Origin of the sequence: Vibrio sp. 10N.261.51.F11, from assembly GCF_041471665.1 — a bacterium.
Lineage (GTDB): Bacteria > Pseudomonadota > Gammaproteobacteria > Enterobacterales > Vibrionaceae > Vibrio > Vibrio crassostreae_C.
Genome location: NZ_JBFROW010000001.1, coordinates 1 through 16787, shown reverse-complemented (window position 1 = coordinate 16787; position 16787 = coordinate 1). Strand labels below are relative to the sequence as shown.

The following is a 16787-nucleotide window of genomic DNA, read 5'->3' as shown; positions in this document are numbered from 1 at the left end:
CTCAATAACGAATAACAAATCTAAGAAGGATCTAACTATGATTTACGCACAGCCGGGTAGTGATAACGCAGTGGTTAACTTTAAAGCGCAGTACGATAACTTTATCGGTGGCGAGTGGGTGAAGCCTGTCAGCGGCGAGTACTTTGATAACACGTCCCCCGTGAATGGTCAGGTGTATTGCCAAGTCGCGCGTTCAACTGAGGCAGACATTAGCTTGGCACTTGATGCGGCGCATGCAGCTCGTGCGAGTTGGGCTGCGACCAGTGTGACAGAGCGTTCGAACATCCTACTTAAAATTTCCGATCGCATTGAAGCGCACCTAGAAGAAATCGCGGTGGCGGAGACGTGGGAAAACGGCAAGCCTGTGCGTGAAACTCTAGCGGCAGACATCCCGTTAGTTGTTGACCACTTCCGTTACTTTGCAGGCTGTATTCGGGCGCAAGAAGGCAGCGCAGCCGAGCTAGATTCAAACACCGCGAGCTACCACTTCCCAGAACCCATCGGTGTGGTGGGGCAGATCATTCCTTGGAACTTCCCGATTTTAATGGCGGCTTGGAAATTGGCGCCAGCACTGGCTGCGGGTTGCTGTGTTGTGATGAAGCCAGCGGAGCAAACACCGACATCGATCTTAGTGATGATGGAGAAGATCGCTGATCTTCTACCTGCAGGCGTAGTCAACATCGTCAATGGTTTTGGTAACGAAGCGGGTCAAGCGTTAGCAACCAGCGATCGTTTAGCGAAATTGGCCTTTACCGGTTCGACAGAAGTCGGTCACCACATCTTGAAATGTGCGGCTGAAAGCTTGATTCCATCAACGGTTGAGCTTGGCGGTAAGTCTCCAAATATCTATTTCCCAGACATCTTTAACCATGAAGACGAATACCTTGATAAGTGTGTCGAAGGCATGTTGCTGGCGTTCTTCAACCAAGGTGAAGTGTGTACCTGTCCATCACGTGTGCTGATCCATGAATCGGTGTACGACAAGTTCATCGCCAAGGTGGTCGAGCGTGCTCAAACTATTAAACAAGGTAACCCGCTAGATACTGATACTCAGGTTGGCGCACAAGCTTCAAAAGAGCAGTTCGATAAGATTCTGAGTTACCTTGAAATCGGTCGTCAAGAGGGTGCGAAAGTGCTGACAGGTGGCGAAGTTGCGCAGCAATCTGATGATCTCGGTAATGGTTATTACATCCAGCCAACAATGTTGGAAGGGCACAACAAGATGCGAGTATTCCAAGAGGAGATCTTCGGTCCTGTTATCGCGGTGACGACGTTTAAAGATGAAGCAGAAGCACTCGAGATAGCCAATGATACCGAATATGGCTTGGGTGCAGGCGTGTGGACGCGTGATGCAAACCTCGCGTATCGAATGGGTCGCAACATTGAAGCCGGCCGTATCTGGGTGAACTGCTACCACGCTTACCCAGCTCATGCCGCGTTTGGTGGTTACAAGAAGTCGGGTATCGGCCGTGAGACACATAAGATGATGCTCGATCACTACCAAAATACTAAGAACCTGTTGATCAGCTACGATACTAACCCACTAGGATTTTTCTAAAATAGATAGGTTCTAGAACAGTCTATTAGGAAGTCACTAGCAACGAGATGGCTTAAACAATACAAGTAAAATGAAAAGCAAAACGCCAAGTTCTTATGAGCTTGGCGTTTTTATGTTTGAATCGCTTTAGTTTTTCGAAAAGAAGATCTCTGGCTTATGGTTCGGGCCATAGTTGCCTTCTAGTTGGGTAAGTTCTAATCCTTGTTTGCCTATCAAAGAGCCGACTAACTGGCGGTTGAACGGGTAGCTGTCGGGGTTGTTAATATACTCTTCAACATCAATCCATTTAGCTTCTGCAATTTCATCTGTGTCTTGAATCGCAATTTCTTGAGTTTGAGCGATAAGGTGACAAATAAAGTAGAGGTTTGATTTACCGAATTGATACGGGTGTCTTGTCGCCATGCCAACCACAAAAACGAACGTTGCCTCGATACCGGTTTCTTCCAAGGTTTCACGAACCACCGATTCTTCAATGCCTTCACCCAACTCAATATGACCGCCCGGTAATTTGTAACCCGTCATGCCGTGCTCTTTGATCATCAGAACTTGATTGTGTTCGTTAGTGATTAACGCACCAGCACCCAAGGTGTGGGTCGGAATGAAAGGCACAAACTCTACAATCTCGGATTTGTGGATCAGCGTAATCTCGTCTTCTAAGCAGTTGTGAAACACAAAGCCAAGCTCAGTCGCCACCGGAATAAGGTGCGAGAGTGAAATAGGTAAGCTAATCCAAATAATGCCTTTGCTATTCTGCTTTGAAAATTCGGTGATCTCGCTGAGTTCGGCATTGAATGAGTCAACATCGTGAGGGGCTGTTGCTGGGTCAATGATGATGCCGTTAAATTTGTCGAGCGTAAATTCCACGGGTGATCCTTTATTATTTTGATTTATTGGGCGTCGAGCATGGTCTGAGCTTATCGTATCTAAAGAGCTTATAACACCTTGAGAGCAAGGGCAGCAGTGAATCAAAAGTAGGCAATGCAGTTTATGTCGAACGGGTCGGGATAAGTGGAGGGTGTTGCTAGAAACAAAAACTGCGCTTGGAAGCCAAAGCGCAGTTTTAAAATGAGGTTTATTGCAGTTCGATTTTAACGAATATAGTTCGCGTTAATACTCACGTACCAGTGTTGAAGCTTGCCATCAGATTTCTTGATCCACAAATCGTTGGTGTAGCTATCAATCTTGCCGTTAACCGTAAGGTTGAATGTGTTCTCGTCGAATTCGCCAAGCTTCACGAACTGGTCCGTGGTAATCAGGAATGGGTCCATGTCGTCTACACCAACCACATCTGAAATCACATAGTAGTGGTAAGTCAGCGGCTTGCTCGCATCATTCGGGTTGCTGCGATACGCAACAAGCTTGAATGGTTCCGTTAATGGAACGTCGAGCGTTTGCTTGTCCATGGTCGCTGGAATTGGAATAAACAGCCAAGCGGTAAACAGACCGCTCAATAAAACCATCAGGAAGAAAAGAGTCTTAATTGCTTTCATAGCAACCTTCAAAATATGGGGGATGTTAATGGGGCTATGGTAACTAGGGAGAGTAAAGATGCAAGCTCTGTTATTACCCTATCTTATCTCAGCTTAATCTAGCGCAAAGAAAGCGGTTCGGTTAACTCGAAATGTAAACACGAGTGCTTAACTCTTGATTATGGCTTAAGAGAATTCGTTATTTGAACCAATCTTGGTTTTTAACCAGTCTCTCGAAACAAGGCGAAGAACTGTCGCGAAATGACCTATATAGATAAAATTCAGTACGATAAGAATAGCGCATGAATATTTTTTGAGCGTTTTCTTATGCATTTAAATCCACGGTTAAGTGGCGAATACCATTCTTATGTCGATCACTCATTTCGTATCGATTGTTCACTTGGCTCCAATCCATTTGGCGCACCAGAAATTCCTGAACATGTGATCAAAGATATTATCTACGGTATTGATAAGTACTATTGCCACAGGGAGCTTTCGGAGCTGACTTATCTGACTCGCCAGTTTATTGGGATTGAAGATTGTCGTATTACGTACACCACGGGCTCTCTTGGGGCGCTAGAACTTATCTTCAATAAACTTATCGATCACAACAATCGCACCATGATAGGCATTGGCCCTCAGTTTGTTGAAGCAGTATCAGAGTTCACTTTGGTGGGCGGGAAGTACCAGTCCATCAACATGTTTGATTATCAAAACGAGTCGGATCTGTTCGGTGTGTTGGCATCAAAAATAAGCAGTCAAAATCCTGCCTTGGTGTATATCGATAATCCCAACAACCCAACGGGTCGAATCTACGACAGAGCTTATCTGGTCGAGATAGCGAGAGTATGTGAGCGTTCTGGCGCTATTTTGATTGTCGACGAGGCATATGGTGAATACCTGACCCCTGAGCAGTCTATGCTCGATCAGACCTTAGTCTTGGACAACTTAATAGTTTTACGAACCTTTTCTAAAGGTTTAGGGCTCGCTGGGATTCGACTCGGTTACTTAGCCAGCAGTGAAAACCTGACTTCTGCAATCGAAGCTGCGGTGAGTGTGTTTACGCCGACTTACCCCTCAATAAAAATCGCATCGGCGACCTTACCCAATGCAAAACACTTCTTAGAAATGAACCGCAGCAAAACTGAATACTTTAAGCAGCAAATGATCGGCTTGTTGTCTGAGAACAATATTGAGGTGGTTGGCACGTCAATATCGACGCCCATTATGTTGTTGAAAAAGAGAGGAACTCACCTTTCAAAGCTATTTGAGAGTATCGGTATTAAGACATGTTCGGGTGTCGATTTTGCTATTACGTGCGACGCGATGACTGAAGAGTATGTTCGATTACGAATTGTTGGCAATGATATAGATTTAGAAGCGTTAAAGCAGCGTATTAAGCAGTTATAAAAGCAACCGTTATAAAATCAGTAGGCATAAAAAAGCCCGCACCTTGCGTTTACAAAGTGCGGGCTAAATTCATCTGGCTACTTGTTTAAGTAAGCAGCGTGGAACTCAATGTGTTCATCAATAAAGCTAGAGATGAAGTAGTAGCTGTGGTCGTAACCAGGCTGCATACGTAGATCTAAATCGGCATTGGTTACCTTAGCGGCTTCGACTAATTGCTCAGGTTTAAGCTGTTCAATCAGGAAGTTATCGGCTTCACCTTGGTCGACCAACATTGGCAGTTTAGTGCCTTTGGTTTTTAGAAGCTCAGAGGCATCGTAGTGTTTCCACTCTTCAATATCCAAGCCTAGGTATTGGTTGAAGGCTTTTTGTCCCCAAGGGCATTGCATTGGGTTGGTGATTGGGCTGAATGCAGAGATAGAACGGTAGCTATCTTCGTTTTTAATGCCAATCGTTAGGGCACCATGTCCGCCCATGCTGTGACCAGAAATCGATTTTACGGATGTAACAGGGAAGAACGACTCAATTAATGCAGGGAGCTCTGTTACCACGTAATCGTACATGTGGTAATGGCTGTCCCATGGCGCTTGAGTGGCATTCACATAGAAGCCTGCACCTTGGCCGAGATCGTAATTTTCATCGTCGACAACACCTTCGCCACGTGGGCTAGTGTCTGGTGCAACAATCGCGATGCCTTGCTCAGCCGCGGCTTTGAAAGCGCCGGCTTTTTGCATGAAGTTTTCATCGGTACAGGTTAAGCCTGACAACCAATACAAAACAGGAACTGGGTTTTCTTTGCTTGCGTTAGGTGGCAAGAAAATCGCAAAACGCATGTTGCAGTCAAGCGTTGCAGAAAAGTGGGTGTATTGTTTGTGCCAACCACCAGCAACCTTTGCTTGGCTAATGTTTTCGATTGTCATCTATTGTGCTCCGTTAGGTTGATGGTTTGGGAGTAAATTTGTCTATATTACATAAAGTTTCACCACCCACCGGGCAGGAGGTGGTGAAGACAGTTTGTTGCTATTCATTTGTAGCTGTGGCCTCGATGCTCGAAAGAATCGAGGCCAAGATGTGTTACTTATCCATGTGTAGAACAGTACGGATAGATTCACCTTTGTGCATTAGGTCGAATGCTTCGTTTACGTCTTGCAGACCCATTGTGTGAGTGATGAACTCTTGAAGGCCAAACTCACCCGCCATGTAACGGTTTACGATTTCTGGAAGCTCAGAGCGGCCTTTAACACCACCGAAAGCAGAGCCACGCCATACACGACCAGTCACTAGTTGGAATGGACGAGTTGCGATCTCTTGGCCTGCACCCGCAACACCAATGATGACAGATTCGCCCCAACCTTTGTGACAGCACTCAAGTGCTTGACGCATCACGTTTACGTTACCGATACACTCGAAAGAGTACTCAACACCACCGTCTGTCATCTCAACGATAACGTCTTGGATTGGCTTGTCGAATTTAGTTGGGTTGATGCAGTCAGTCGCGCCAAGCTGTTTTGCTAGCTCGAATTTGCTCTCGTTGATATCAACACCGATGATGCGGTCAGCACCAGCCATGCGAGCACCAATGATTGCAGAAAGACCGATACCACCTAGGCCGAATACAGCAACGTTGTCGCCTTTTTCAACTTTAGCTGTGTTAAGTACCGCGCCCATACCCGTAGTTACACCACAACCTAGAAGACAAACTTCTTCAAGTGGTGCTTCTTTGCTTACTTTCGCTAGAGATATTTCTGGAAGTACTGTGTACTCAGAGAAAGTCGAGCAACCCATGTAATGGAAAATTGTTTCGCCATTGATAGAGAAGCGGCTTGTACCGTCTGGCATTAGGCCTTTACCTTGCGTTTCACGAACGGCTTGGCATAGGTTAGTTTTACCAGATTTACAGAACTTACATTCGCCACATTCTGCTGTGTAAAGTGGGATAACGTGGTCGCCAATCTCAACACTTGTAACGCCTTCGCCGATCATCTCAACGATACCGCCACCTTCGTGACCAAGAATTGAAGGGAAGATACCTTCTGGATCGTCACCTGATAATGTGAATGCGTCAGTGTGACAAACACCAGTAGCAACGATGCGAACTAGAACCTCACCAGCTTTAGGAAGTTGTACATCAACTTCTTCCATTTTTAGTGGCTCGCCAGCTGCCCATGCAACCATTGCTTTTGATTTGATATGCGTTTGACCAGGTTTAATTTCGATTGTCATTGGATGTTTCCTATATGTCAGTACAGCGGATAACTGTGCAATTAAATTCAACCCGTTAAGCGTAGTTGAGCTTAATTGTTTCCGCTCTCTCGTTTTGTTGGAGCTAGTATAGGTGTGAGTGCATGTTTTGATAATCCCCTTAAATAGAAAATGATTATTACGTATTTGTAATAATAGAGCATTTAGGTTCCTCGTGTTAACCGAAAGTCACACTTAAGAATTTTTAAGGTACGTCATAATAATTGCTTACTGAAAATCACATGAATTGGAAATAAAACTACAATATTCTGAGCGCCGTATTTAATGTTGTGGACTCATACATGCTTTTATCTCTTCCGCCTCCAGTGATGCTGTCACTTGCCATCGTGCTTGAAGTTGTCGCGACTTCTTTATTGCCTAAAACGCAGCAATTTACTTCCCTTCCTGCGACCGCCGCAGTACTCGTCGGTTATGGCTTTGCTTTTTATCTGTTGTCTCTCACGGTTCAAACCATGTCTTTGGGTGTGGCGTATGCGATTTGGTGTGGCGCAGGGATAGTGTTGGTCGCGGCGTTATCTTGGTTGGTCTACGGGCAAAAGCTAGACATCTACGCGATCATTGGCATCGCTTTGATTCTGTCTGGTGTGGTGGTCATTAACCTGTTTTCAACGTCGGTGAGTCACTAAGAGTCTATTTCCTACTTCTGAAGGAACAAACTAATTGGAATCTAGAGTAGTTAGCCTTCAACTTAAGGTATTGAATATAATATAGTAATTCTAATAAATGCATTTTGTGCATGTATTTTATGAAAACAGCTCACTTTACTCATAGATTGGTCGGTTTAGTATAGCCAGCAGAAACCAATGATTATAAATAATCATCGATATTGTCTGTTTATCAATAACTTTGGAGGTCATTATGACTATTCCGACAACCGATATGATGGAAGCTTGGGCGGGATTTCAAGCTGGCGACTGGCAAACATCCGTTAATGCACGTGATTTTATTCAGCGAAACTACACCCCTTATGAAGGTGATGAATCTTTTCTTGCGGACGTGTCGGACTCGACGACACAGCTATGGGAATCGGTGCTAGAAGGTATTAAAGAAGAAAGCCGCACTCACGCCCCTGTCGATTTTGATACTGATATCGTTTCCACTATCACCTCACACGATGCAGGCTACATTGCAAAAAACCTCGAAAAAATCGTGGGTCTACAAACCGATAAACCACTGAAACGCGGCATCATCGCTAATGGCGGTATTCGAATGGTGAAAACGTCGTGCGAAGTGTACGGTCGTGAACTAGAGCCACAAATCGAAAAGATCTTCACTGAGTACCGCAAAACGCATAACCAAGTAGCGTTCGATCTTTATACCGATGAAATTAAAGCATGTCGCCGTTCTGGTATTATTACTGGTCTGCCAGATGCTTATGGTCGTGGACGCATTATTGGCGACTACCGTCGTCTTGCTTTGTACGGTATCGACTTCCTAAAATTAGACAAAAATGAGCAATTCAAATCGACTCAGAAGATGCTTGAAACGGGTGGTGATTTAGATAAGACATTGCGTCTACGTGAAGAGCTTACTGATCAAATTCGTGCCCTTGATGAAATGCGAGAAATGGGTTTGAAGTACGGCATTGATATGTCTTCTCCTGCTCGTACTGCGCAAGAAGCAATCCAATTTACCTATTTTGGCTACTTAGCTGCGGTTAAGTCTCAAAATGGTGCTGCGATGTCGCTAGGCCGCACATCAACCTTCCTAGATGTTTACATCGAACGTGACCTTAAACTTGGTCTGATTGATGAAAAACAAGCGCAAGAGTTGATTGACCATTTCATCATGAAGCTTCGTATGGTTCGTTTCCTTCGCACTCCTGAATATGATTCATTGTTCTCTGGCGACCCAATTTGGGCAACAGAAGCAATGGCTGGTATGGGCGTTGATGGTCGTACTCTTGTTAGCAAAACGACTTTCCGCTACTTGCACACATTGCACACGATGGGCCCAGCACCAGAGCCGAATATGACGGTTCTATGGTCTGAACAACTGCCTATCGCGTTTAAACAATACGCGGCTAAAGTGTCTATCGAAACCTCATCACTTCAGTATGAGAACGACGATCTAATGCGTGCGGATTTTGATAACGACGATTACGCGATTGCGTGTTGTGTGAGCCCGCAAGTGGTTGGCCAACATATGCAGTTCTTTGGTGCTCGTGCAAACCTTGCTAAAGCGTTGCTTTACACCATTAACGGTGGTGTTGATGAAAAATCTAACATGCAGGTTGGTCCTCAAGTTGCTCGTATCGAAGATGAAGTTCTCGATTTTGACCGCTTAATGCCTCGCTTTGATGACATGATGGATTGGCTTGCAACGCAATACGTCACTGCATTGAACGTGATCCATTACTCGCATGACCGTTACAGCTATGAAGCATCGTTAATGGCATTAATGGACCGCGATGTTCATCGCACAATGGCTTGTGGTATTGCAGGGCTGTCGGTTGTTGCTGACTCGTTAGCGGCTATCAAATACGCGAAGGTAACACCAGTACGTAACGAAGATGGCATCGCTGTCGACTTTGAGATTGAAGGTGAATATCCAAAATTCGGCAACAACGATTCACGTGTTGATGATATTGCTTGTGATTTGGTTGAACGTTTTATGAAGAAAATTCAGAAAATGAACACCTACCGTGAAGCGGTTCCAACTCAATCTATCCTTACGATTACTTCAAACGTTGTATATGGTAAAAAAACCGGTAACACGCCAGATGGCCGCCGCGCAGGTATGCCATTTGGCCCGGGCGCAAACCCAATGCACGGTCGTGACGAGAAAGGGGCGGTGGCTTCACTTTCTTCAGTTTCCAAACTGCCGTTCGAGTACGCAAAAGATGGTATTTCTTACACCTTCTCAATCGTACCAAATGCACTAGGTAAAGATGACCTAAGCCAAAAAGTGAACCTAGCAGCACTAATGGATGGTTACTTCCACCACGAGGAAAGTGCAGGATCGATTCGTGTTGAGGGTGGACAGCACCTTAACGTGAACGTGCTTAACCGTGACATGTTGTTGGATGCCGTCGAACATCCAGAAAAATACCCACAGTTAACCATCCGAGTGTCGGGTTACGCTGTGAGGTTCAACTCGCTAACACGTGAGCAGCAACAAGATGTAATTAGCCGTACGTTTACTGCTAAGATCTAACCGTAAACTTCGAGTTATACGGTTCTAAAAAAGCGCGAGAATGACATCCGTCTCTCGCGCTTTTTTGTGCGTGGAGTATGGGGCACCTATATTGTTGGTCGCCATGTTGTCTTGGTTGGTATACGGGCAAAACCGATATTTACGCGGTGATTGGTATCGCTTTGATTCTTTCGGGTGTGCTGATCATTCACCTGTTTTTTATGTTGATAAGGTCGCTTCGGGACAGAACACCTTAGTGCTACGACTCTAAAACGTTTGTGCCCCTTTCCTTGCCAGTAATACTCAACGTCACAAATCACAGTGAGGTGATTTGACCTGCTTTTTCTTATATCTAGAGCGGGCTTAAAGTCAATTACTTACCACTCGAAACTAGATAGAATACAGATACCTTATCAGCACGGATTCGGAAACTATGGGAAGCTACGTATACGACTACTTAAATGATTCATTGTTACTTGATAGTACACTCGTGACTAGGTTTTATAGCGGTGTGTCAGACGCTGTACTAGAACAGGAACTTATCAAGTATCGTGAATACTGTTTAAAGGTACTGCCTGAAATACGTGATGTAGTGAAAGCTAACGGCGTAGTTAGTTGCTTGGCAACTGATACCCTTTCTAATACTTCTCATCTAAAACAGGCGGCTCTGTATCTAGAAGAAGCTGTAGTTGCAGATCCAGTCTTTGAATTAACGGACTTTAGAACACAAGCTACAGAAACCCTGACGTCATTTATGGGCATGGCGTCAACCCCAAAAGTAGACCGCCAGAAATTAGCCCAAGCAGCGGTTCGACTGGTTGAATTACGTCCGTTAGTAGCCGGTGGTTACGTTAAGCTGTACCCAATTACTTTTGAACTTGAAAAGGGTGCTGAATTACCACTGCTCTACTCAGATGTGGGATTTGAAGATTGCTTACCTCCAAACATCTTAGAACAGTATAAAGCTAGTGCTGTTGTTCGAAGCGTTCAAAACGATAATGGACGAATGCTCGTAATGCGTGATTTGTATCCATGTAGAAACATCAGCATTCATTTCCAAGGTATGGAAAGCGGCTTCGCCATGGGTTATGTATTAAACCCAACAGAATTTAAACCGACTGATAAAGAAAGCATATTCACCTTCATTCAAAAGAAGTCTTCTGTGCCACCCTGTAAGGCCGATTTTGATGCTTGGGTAAATCAATCTGTAAATCAAACCGCACGAAATCACTTCATTGAACTAAGTAAGCGCATAACGTTATCAGAATACCTCGGATGCATGTTTGGTACGGAACATCCATTCGAAAGTAATCTGCTTAACATGGATGTCGGTAGTACGGATATCCAAGCCAATACATTAAATTGTGCGCTACAGATGGACGTGCCATTCTTGGAACAAGTGTCCTCTGCTGATTTGATGTCTATTAGAAGCAACGACGGTGAAGCATTCCAGTTGTTCCGTGCTGAATTAGAAAAAGGGTTACGTGAAGCAAGACATGAAACTGACTTTGGTCGTGTGAAAGCAATAATCGAAGACACTCAGCATGAACTATTCGAAGTACAGATGCGCCAGATAGCACCTCAAATGAAGCACATCCGAAATACCCATTTTGCTGAAACAGCAATTGCCGTGGCGGGTTTAGGTCTTAGTGTTGTGACTGGCGGGGCAAGTTTGATTGCTACTGGCATAGCAGGGCTTAGTGGAATGAAATCACATAGCGACTACAAATCAAAACTCACGGCTAATCCAAGTCATTTCTTGTGGAATGTAAAACAAAAAGCAAAGAAGTAGTTCGATTAGCATTTGATTAGACAGAAAGCCCGTTGTATGCAGGCTATTTGTTGTGGGGTTGCTTGCTGGTACTTGTAGGGTCGGCTTCGTTATCTCTATTGCTATCGAACCTGACAGTGGCTTTTCCTCCTTTTCCATACCTGTCGTAATTCATTAATTACTAATTTAGTAAAGGGGCTGACACGTATCTGTCCAGACTGAAGTTTTACATGTGGCACTTTTTTATCAAAGTACCTCCTAGCTCGGATCTGCCCCATTGTGTGTTTCGATCCCACTAAGCGCTACCGACTAACATGACTTTTTCAAAAATAAAACTAATACAAAAAGTCAATTGCTATATACCAGATTGGCTCAACTCATTAGTTGAAATTCACTAAACTTAGCAAAATTAGGTGTGTTTGAACTACCACTAAAGGTATAAAGCATAAGTCCTTTTGCTTGGCCGTTTAATGTCTTCGCAGAGCCAATGACTTGCCAAGAGCGTTTTTGATTACATTCCAAGAACGCAGTGATAGTACCATCATTTTTTTCTATCTTAACTGAGGCTGTCGTGCCTTCAAATGTGCTAAGTTGTTTGATCTCTGGTTGACCATTTTGCTCTACAACAAACACAATGGAAGGCTCGCCCATGAACATTTCTTTACTAATTTTGATGTAGTTATCGTTGTCCCAGTAAATGCCTAGGCCAGCTTGTTCAAATGGCAAGGTTGGCTCTAAGGTGATGGTTACTTCTGCGCTATAATTGGGTTGAGATACTGGGTAGATGAAAATGTTATCCACGTCACTTGAACCCGCGCCAAAAATATTGCCCTCTTGCACTTGCATCGACAACAGCCCGTTATCAAATGACCAATGGCTTGGGTTCTCATTTTGAATGTACCAGTCGTTTAAATTCTTCATTTCGGACTCCTTGGGTTTAGATCATGCGTTGGCGAAGGCTATAAAAAATATCTTCAAGGTCGCCAAGTTTTTGCTGCTCTATGCGCTTTAGCTGTTGCTGCACCGTGTCATACATGAGCTTATTGTTCATGTCATTCAGTGTCGCATAGTGGTGGGTACGACGACCTAAAATAAAGTTATTTTGATCGTTTTCGTTCATCAACATGAAGTGATCAATGGTACGTAAAAACGCCTCTTTATCATGCGGAAATTGTCCATTGAGTTCCGTCAGCAAATTTATCCCATGATAATTACCGTAATTGCTTTTGATGCCATCTAATTGGCTGATCAATTGAAATTGTTCTTCCAACATCTCACGCTCTGAAAGTGGCGTAAACTGGCCGTTTTGAACCATATCATCCAACTCAGTACCAGGTTTTACCGCTAGCGATAATATTCGGATCTCCTCAGGGTCAATCTGGTTTAATAGCTGGGCAGTCTGTGCGATATGGTGCTCGGACAACGCCTTCCCACCTAAGCCAAGAATGATGAATGTCATCATTTTCATACCCGCCTGCTTCGCGTACTCGGCTGATTTCAAAATTGACTTAGGGGTGATCCCTTTTTTCATCAACTTGAGTACCTCAAGCGAGCCCGACTCCATACCGCAATACAGCATGTTTAACCCTGCATCGCAGATAGCCCTCATCTCGGCTGGAGACTTTTTAGTCATGGTTTGAGCTCTGCCATATGAGCTAATTTGTGTGAGCTCCGGGAACGCCTCTTTTAGTGTATTGAGCACATCCAGTAAATCGTCCGTTTCCATTGCAAAGGAATCACCATCTTGCAAAAAACAGCTCTCAAACTGTCGGTTTTTATAGAAGGCTCGTGCCGCCCAGATATCACGTTTGATCTCTTCGACAGGACGAATAGAGAACTCCATCCCTTCAAACAGAGTACAGAACTTACATTTATTCCACGGGCAGCCTTGTGTTGTCCGTATCAGCAAACTGTCTGCTTCAGAGGGTGGGCGTATTGGACCTTGTTGAAATTGTATCTGTGTCATGGCTTATCTATCCATCAATGAAATCAATAAGCGCATGCTACGTAATTTAAAGCACAGTAAAAACTGGGGCTAGTTTGATTTATTATCAAATTAAAATAGACAATCCATTATCAATCTATTTTTGATAATAAATCAAATGGGAGGTTGTTTATGGATGTGAATGCGTGTCGTACTATACATCCAACCCAACAAGGCAGCGAAGGCATCGTTTGATAAGCTGCATAACGTTATGATGAGGAATACCCTATGAGCAAGTTAACTATCGTTGCAAACATCGTTGCTAATGAAGACAAAATTGAACTAGTAAAAGCAGAACTGCTAAAACTAATCGACATCACACGCGCTGAAGAAGGCTGCATTAACTACGACCTTCACCAAGATAACGAGAACCCAGCACACTTCATGTTCTACGAGAACTGGACTTCACGTGAACTTTGGCAGACACACATGGCAAACACGCACCTAGCCGAGTACATGGCAGCAACAGAAGGCTCAGTGGCAAGCTTCACGCTAAACGAAATGACGCAAATCGCATAAATAGTTTTTGATTCTGTAGTGTTTGGAAGGAAGGTCATCATGACCTTCTTTTTTTGCCTGTCGATGTAGTGAAAATAATGATTATTGATATCTGGTTCTATCTAGCTGCGATACCTGCTGTGTTCTTTTATGGGATGGGAAAAGGCGGTGTTGGAGGGATTTTGGGTATGCTCTCGGTGCCATTAATGGCAATGAGTGTTTCGCCTGTCCAAGCCGCTGCTATTCTATTGCCACTTTTATGTGGAATGGATCTAATGGCGCTGTTTTATCATCGTAAAAATTGCAATTATGCCGAACTCAAAGTCATGATGCCTTTTGCTGTGTTAGGGGTTATGGCCGCTTCTTACTTCATGGGCAGCCTTCCGACACACATTGTTGAACTAATGATTGGTGGATTGGCGCTGACTTTTTTGGGGCAAAAATTATTGTTGAAGCAATCAGGTTCACCTAACCGAATCAAAGGCTACGCATTAAACCTATTATCAGGTTTTTCGAGTACGATAGCTCATGCAGGGGGACCGCCAGCAAGCATGTATTTGCTACCCAAGAAACTGCCTAAAGAGCAACTTATCGGCACCAGCGTTGTGTTTTTCGCTGGGCTTAATTTTGTTAAGTTAGTCCCATACAGTTATATGGGACAACTCGATACACAAAACTTGATGACATCACTCGTGCTTGTACCTATTGCATTTATAGGGGTGAGAACCGGTGTTTGGTTGGTTAACATCATCTCTCAAGAGCTGATTTACAAAATCAGCTACAGCGTATTATTCATTACGGCTATAAAAATGTTGTACTCCGGAGTCGCTACGTTATAAGCCATCGTCAGTATCTTATAGCGCTCTTTTTTCTGCTAATTGCTCAAGTATCACGTTCGTTCTCTCTCTAAATAAATCTCTTAACAGCCGAACCGTTGGTGTGATGGACTGACGGCTCGGACAAACCAACCAGAGTTCAGTCGGCGTTGGTTTGTACTCCTTCATAATACTAACCACTCGACCTGCTAAAAGGTCATCAGACATATCAAGGCACGATTTGATTGCCACACCTTTACCTGCAACACACCAACGCCTCACCAGATCCCCATCATTCGAAGCTCGATTGCCTTTCAGTTTTACCTTATGAGTCGTACCCTCATGACTGAATAACCACTCATTTTGTAACACATCGTGCAATTGATAAAACAACGCATTGTGCTCAAGCAGATCGTTCGGCTGTGTGGGGGCTGGATTTTCCGCTAAATAGCTAGGGCTTGCACACAGCACTCTCTGTACATCACAGATTTTAAAGCCATACATATTGGCATCGGTTGGTGAGCCATAGCGCAGAGCCATGTCGACAGAATCACGGTAGAAATCAATATTGCTATCGCTAATACTTGAACGCAGTGAGACATTCGGGTATTGCAATAAAAACTCATCTAACCAAGGAGTAATAAGGTTACGCCCCAAATCAGACGATAGCGCGATACGAATTTCACCATCAATAATGCCCAAGTCTTCATGCATATTCATTTTGGCCTGCTCAAGCATCTTTAGCGCCTCTTGACACTGAGGTAAATAACGCTCCCCAGCAGAGGACAATCGCAAGTGACGGGTTGTACGGACAAAAAGCTCCGCGCCCAGTGATGCCTCAACGCGCTTTACCGCTGCACTGGCTGTGGCGGTACGCATATCTAAATTGGTTGCCGCTGCGGTGATGCTGCGAAACTCCGCGACTTTTAAAATAACCTGTAAATCTTCTAAGAGCATGATGAGACCTTTACCAGAAAAAGGGACAGCAGTATTTGCTGCGTTTCTACTATTTATAAAGCAGTCTTGACGACAGAACAATCTGCATTCAAATTATTTTTGATAATAATTCAAATTAAAACCTGTTTTTCATTGTTAATAACTCGCCTATCATAGCTTCATTCAAACAAACCCGACTAAACACAAGACCTAGCGCATACGTTTATGATTATCAATTTATTTTAGATAATGTTTAAAAAATAATTAGATAATCCATGACGATTCATTGACTACACTGATTGGTGTTGCCAGTGCTTACGGCAAGCTACAGAAATAAGGTGTTGTTTTTTTTTAGGGTTATTATTGTTGTTAACAAGTAGAGAGATAAAGGAATTAAACATGACTAAATTGACTATTGTTGCAAATATTGTTGCGAACGAAGATAAAGTTGAACTGGTTAAAGCAGAGCTATTGAAGCTGATTGATATCACGCGTGCTGAAGAAGGCTGCATTAACTACGACCTTCATCAAGACAACGAAAACCCAGCACATTTTATGTTTTACGAGAACTGGGTATCTCGTGAGCTATGGCAAGCACACATGGGTAATACTCACCTTGCAGAATACATGGCAGCGACGGAAGGGTGTGTTGCAAGTTTCACGCTAAATGAAATGACGCAAATCGCTTAACTTTACATTAGATGGGTATCAGCCATTTATTACGAACCAAAATCAAGTGAATCCCACTAAGGTACATGAAATGAAAAACGTAAAATCACTTTTAGCCATTGCGGTAGCAACCCTCTTTAATACCGCTCAAGCAGCAGAGATCGAAGTCGTCGCTGAGCTTGATGGCACACGACCAGGGAACATTACAGTAACGAAGCAGGGGCGTACTTTCCTTTCTATGCAACCCCTTGATGCACCTGAACTTCGTGTTGTTGAATTGATG

At 43.9% G+C, this 16787-nt stretch carries 15 protein-coding genes and 1 pseudogene; 9 read left to right on the top strand and 7 right to left on the bottom strand.

The features are described from left to right. Positions 1 to 37 precede the first annotated feature (37 nt). Positions 38 to 1558 (top strand): aldehyde dehydrogenase family protein, encoded by a 1521-nt coding sequence (locus AB4351_RS00080; RefSeq protein ID WP_137002175.1) that lies wholly within the window; start codon positions 38 to 40, stop codon positions 1556 to 1558. Positions 1559 to 1684: 126 nt separating this feature from the next. On the opposite strand, the gene AB4351_RS00075 is transcribed toward AB4351_RS00080, so the two are convergent. Together AB4351_RS00075 and AB4351_RS00070 are read right to left on the bottom strand one after the other, a co-directional pair. Further along, positions 1685 to 2422 carry an NUDIX domain-containing protein gene (locus AB4351_RS00075; protein ID WP_372054598.1) on the bottom strand — a complete coding sequence of 246 codons (738 nt, stop codon included), beginning with the start codon at positions 2420 to 2422 and terminating at the stop codon, positions 1685 to 1687. A gap of 224 nt (positions 2423 to 2646) precedes the next feature. Beyond that, positions 2647 to 3048, bottom strand: coding sequence for a hypothetical protein (locus tag AB4351_RS00070; RefSeq protein ID WP_017061631.1), 402 nt, complete (start codon positions 3046 to 3048; stop codon positions 2647 to 2649). A 306-nt stretch (positions 3049 to 3354) separates the two neighbouring features. Between AB4351_RS00070 and AB4351_RS00065 the strand changes: the two genes are divergently transcribed. Then, complete coding sequence (locus AB4351_RS00065; protein WP_017061632.1) at positions 3355 to 4437, top strand: pyridoxal phosphate-dependent aminotransferase; 1083 nt, start codon at positions 3355 to 3357, stop codon at positions 4435 to 4437. A gap of 77 nt (positions 4438 to 4514) precedes the next feature. On the opposite strand, the gene fghA is transcribed toward AB4351_RS00065, so the two are convergent. Further along, positions 4515 to 5354, bottom strand: a complete 840-nt coding sequence (gene fghA / locus AB4351_RS00060) for an S-formylglutathione hydrolase (RefSeq protein ID WP_372124693.1) — start codon at positions 5352 to 5354, stop codon at positions 4515 to 4517. A gap of 154 nt (positions 5355 to 5508) precedes the next feature. Then, positions 5509 to 6657 carry an S-(hydroxymethyl)glutathione dehydrogenase/class III alcohol dehydrogenase gene (locus AB4351_RS00055; RefSeq protein WP_017064961.1) on the bottom strand — a complete coding sequence of 383 codons (1149 nt, stop codon included), beginning with the start codon at positions 6655 to 6657 and terminating at the stop codon, positions 5509 to 5511. Between the two features lie 320 nt (positions 6658 to 6977). Here AB4351_RS00055 and AB4351_RS00050 point away from each other — a divergent pair, with 320 nt between their 5' ends. The 3 genes from AB4351_RS00050 to AB4351_RS00040 all read left to right on the top strand — a co-directional run bounded on the left by AB4351_RS00050 (position 6978) and on the right by AB4351_RS00040 (position 11623). Then, entirely contained in the window at positions 6978 to 7322 is a 345-nt protein-coding gene (locus AB4351_RS00050; RefSeq protein ID WP_017061635.1) for a multidrug efflux SMR transporter, read from the top strand. 232 nt (positions 7323 to 7554) lie between these two features. Beyond that, positions 7555 to 9852, top strand: coding sequence for a formate C-acetyltransferase (pflB, locus tag AB4351_RS00045; RefSeq protein WP_372124691.1), 2298 nt, complete (start codon positions 7555 to 7557; stop codon positions 9850 to 9852). A 469-nt stretch (positions 9853 to 10321) separates the two neighbouring features. Then, positions 10322 to 11623: a hypothetical protein gene (locus AB4351_RS00040; RefSeq protein ID WP_240698136.1), complete on the top strand. Its 1302-nt coding sequence runs from the start codon at positions 10322 to 10324 to the stop codon at positions 11621 to 11623. A 351-nt stretch (positions 11624 to 11974) separates the two neighbouring features. On the opposite strand, the gene AB4351_RS00035 is transcribed toward AB4351_RS00040, so the two are convergent. Then, positions 11975 to 12523 (bottom strand): DUF1349 domain-containing protein, encoded by a 549-nt coding sequence (locus AB4351_RS00035; RefSeq protein ID WP_102281779.1) that lies wholly within the window; start codon positions 12521 to 12523, stop codon positions 11975 to 11977. A gap of 16 nt (positions 12524 to 12539) precedes the next feature. Beyond that, positions 12540 to 13568 (bottom strand): radical SAM protein, encoded by a 1029-nt coding sequence (locus tag AB4351_RS00030; protein WP_102281777.1) that lies wholly within the window; start codon positions 13566 to 13568, stop codon positions 12540 to 12542. Between the two features lie 246 nt (positions 13569 to 13814). Here AB4351_RS00030 and AB4351_RS00025 point away from each other — a divergent pair, with 246 nt between their 5' ends. Next, positions 13815 to 14105, top strand: coding sequence for a putative quinol monooxygenase (locus tag AB4351_RS00025; RefSeq protein WP_102281775.1), 291 nt, complete (start codon positions 13815 to 13817; stop codon positions 14103 to 14105). A gap of 77 nt (positions 14106 to 14182) precedes the next feature. Beyond that, complete coding sequence (locus tag AB4351_RS00020; RefSeq protein ID WP_102281773.1) at positions 14183 to 14923, top strand: sulfite exporter TauE/SafE family protein; 741 nt, start codon at positions 14183 to 14185, stop codon at positions 14921 to 14923. Positions 14924 to 14938: 15 nt separating this feature from the next. Here AB4351_RS00020 and AB4351_RS00015 read toward each other — a convergent pair whose 3' ends face one another. Then, positions 14939 to 15856: a LysR family transcriptional regulator gene (locus tag AB4351_RS00015; protein ID WP_102281771.1), complete on the bottom strand. Its 918-nt coding sequence runs from the start codon at positions 15854 to 15856 to the stop codon at positions 14939 to 14941. Between the two features lie 378 nt (positions 15857 to 16234). Between AB4351_RS00015 and AB4351_RS00010 the strand changes: the two genes are divergently transcribed. Beyond that, positions 16235 to 16525: a putative quinol monooxygenase gene (locus AB4351_RS00010; RefSeq protein WP_102281769.1), complete on the top strand. Its 291-nt coding sequence runs from the start codon at positions 16235 to 16237 to the stop codon at positions 16523 to 16525. Between the two features lie 70 nt (positions 16526 to 16595). Then, positions 16596 to 16787: pseudogene (locus AB4351_RS00005) on the top strand (hypothetical protein); the annotation flags it as partial.

Excerpts from the sequence above, each read along its gene's own strand:
- AB4351_RS00080 (WP_137002175.1), top strand. The coding sequence starts at position 38 with ATGATTTACGCACAGCCGGGTAGTGATAACGCAGTGGTTAACTTTAAA.
- AB4351_RS00070 (WP_017061631.1), bottom strand. The coding sequence starts at position 3,048 with ATGAAAGCAATTAAGACTCTTTTCTTCCTGATGGTTTTATTGAGCGGT.
- AB4351_RS00065 (WP_017061632.1), top strand. The coding sequence starts at position 3,355 with ATGCATTTAAATCCACGGTTAAGTGGCGAATACCATTCTTATGTCGAT.
- fghA (WP_372124693.1), bottom strand. The coding sequence starts at position 5,354 with ATGACAATCGAAAACATTAGCCAAGCAAAGGTTGCTGGTGGTTGGCAC.
- AB4351_RS00055 (WP_017064961.1), bottom strand. The coding sequence starts at position 6,657 with ATGACAATCGAAATTAAACCTGGTCAAACGCATATCAAATCAAAAGCA.
- AB4351_RS00050 (WP_017061635.1), top strand. The coding sequence starts at position 6,978 with ATGCTTTTATCTCTTCCGCCTCCAGTGATGCTGTCACTTGCCATCGTG.
- pflB (WP_372124691.1), top strand. The coding sequence starts at position 7,555 with ATGACTATTCCGACAACCGATATGATGGAAGCTTGGGCGGGATTTCAA.
- AB4351_RS00035 (WP_102281779.1), bottom strand. The coding sequence starts at position 12,523 with ATGAAGAATTTAAACGACTGGTACATTCAAAATGAGAACCCAAGCCAT.
- AB4351_RS00030 (WP_102281777.1), bottom strand. The coding sequence starts at position 13,568 with ATGACACAGATACAATTTCAACAAGGTCCAATACGCCCACCCTCTGAA.
- AB4351_RS00025 (WP_102281775.1), top strand. The coding sequence starts at position 13,815 with ATGAGCAAGTTAACTATCGTTGCAAACATCGTTGCTAATGAAGACAAA.
- AB4351_RS00020 (WP_102281773.1), top strand. The coding sequence starts at position 14,183 with ATGATTATTGATATCTGGTTCTATCTAGCTGCGATACCTGCTGTGTTC.
- AB4351_RS00015 (WP_102281771.1), bottom strand. The coding sequence starts at position 15,856 with ATGCTCTTAGAAGATTTACAGGTTATTTTAAAAGTCGCGGAGTTTCGC.
- AB4351_RS00010 (WP_102281769.1), top strand. The coding sequence starts at position 16,235 with ATGACTAAATTGACTATTGTTGCAAATATTGTTGCGAACGAAGATAAA.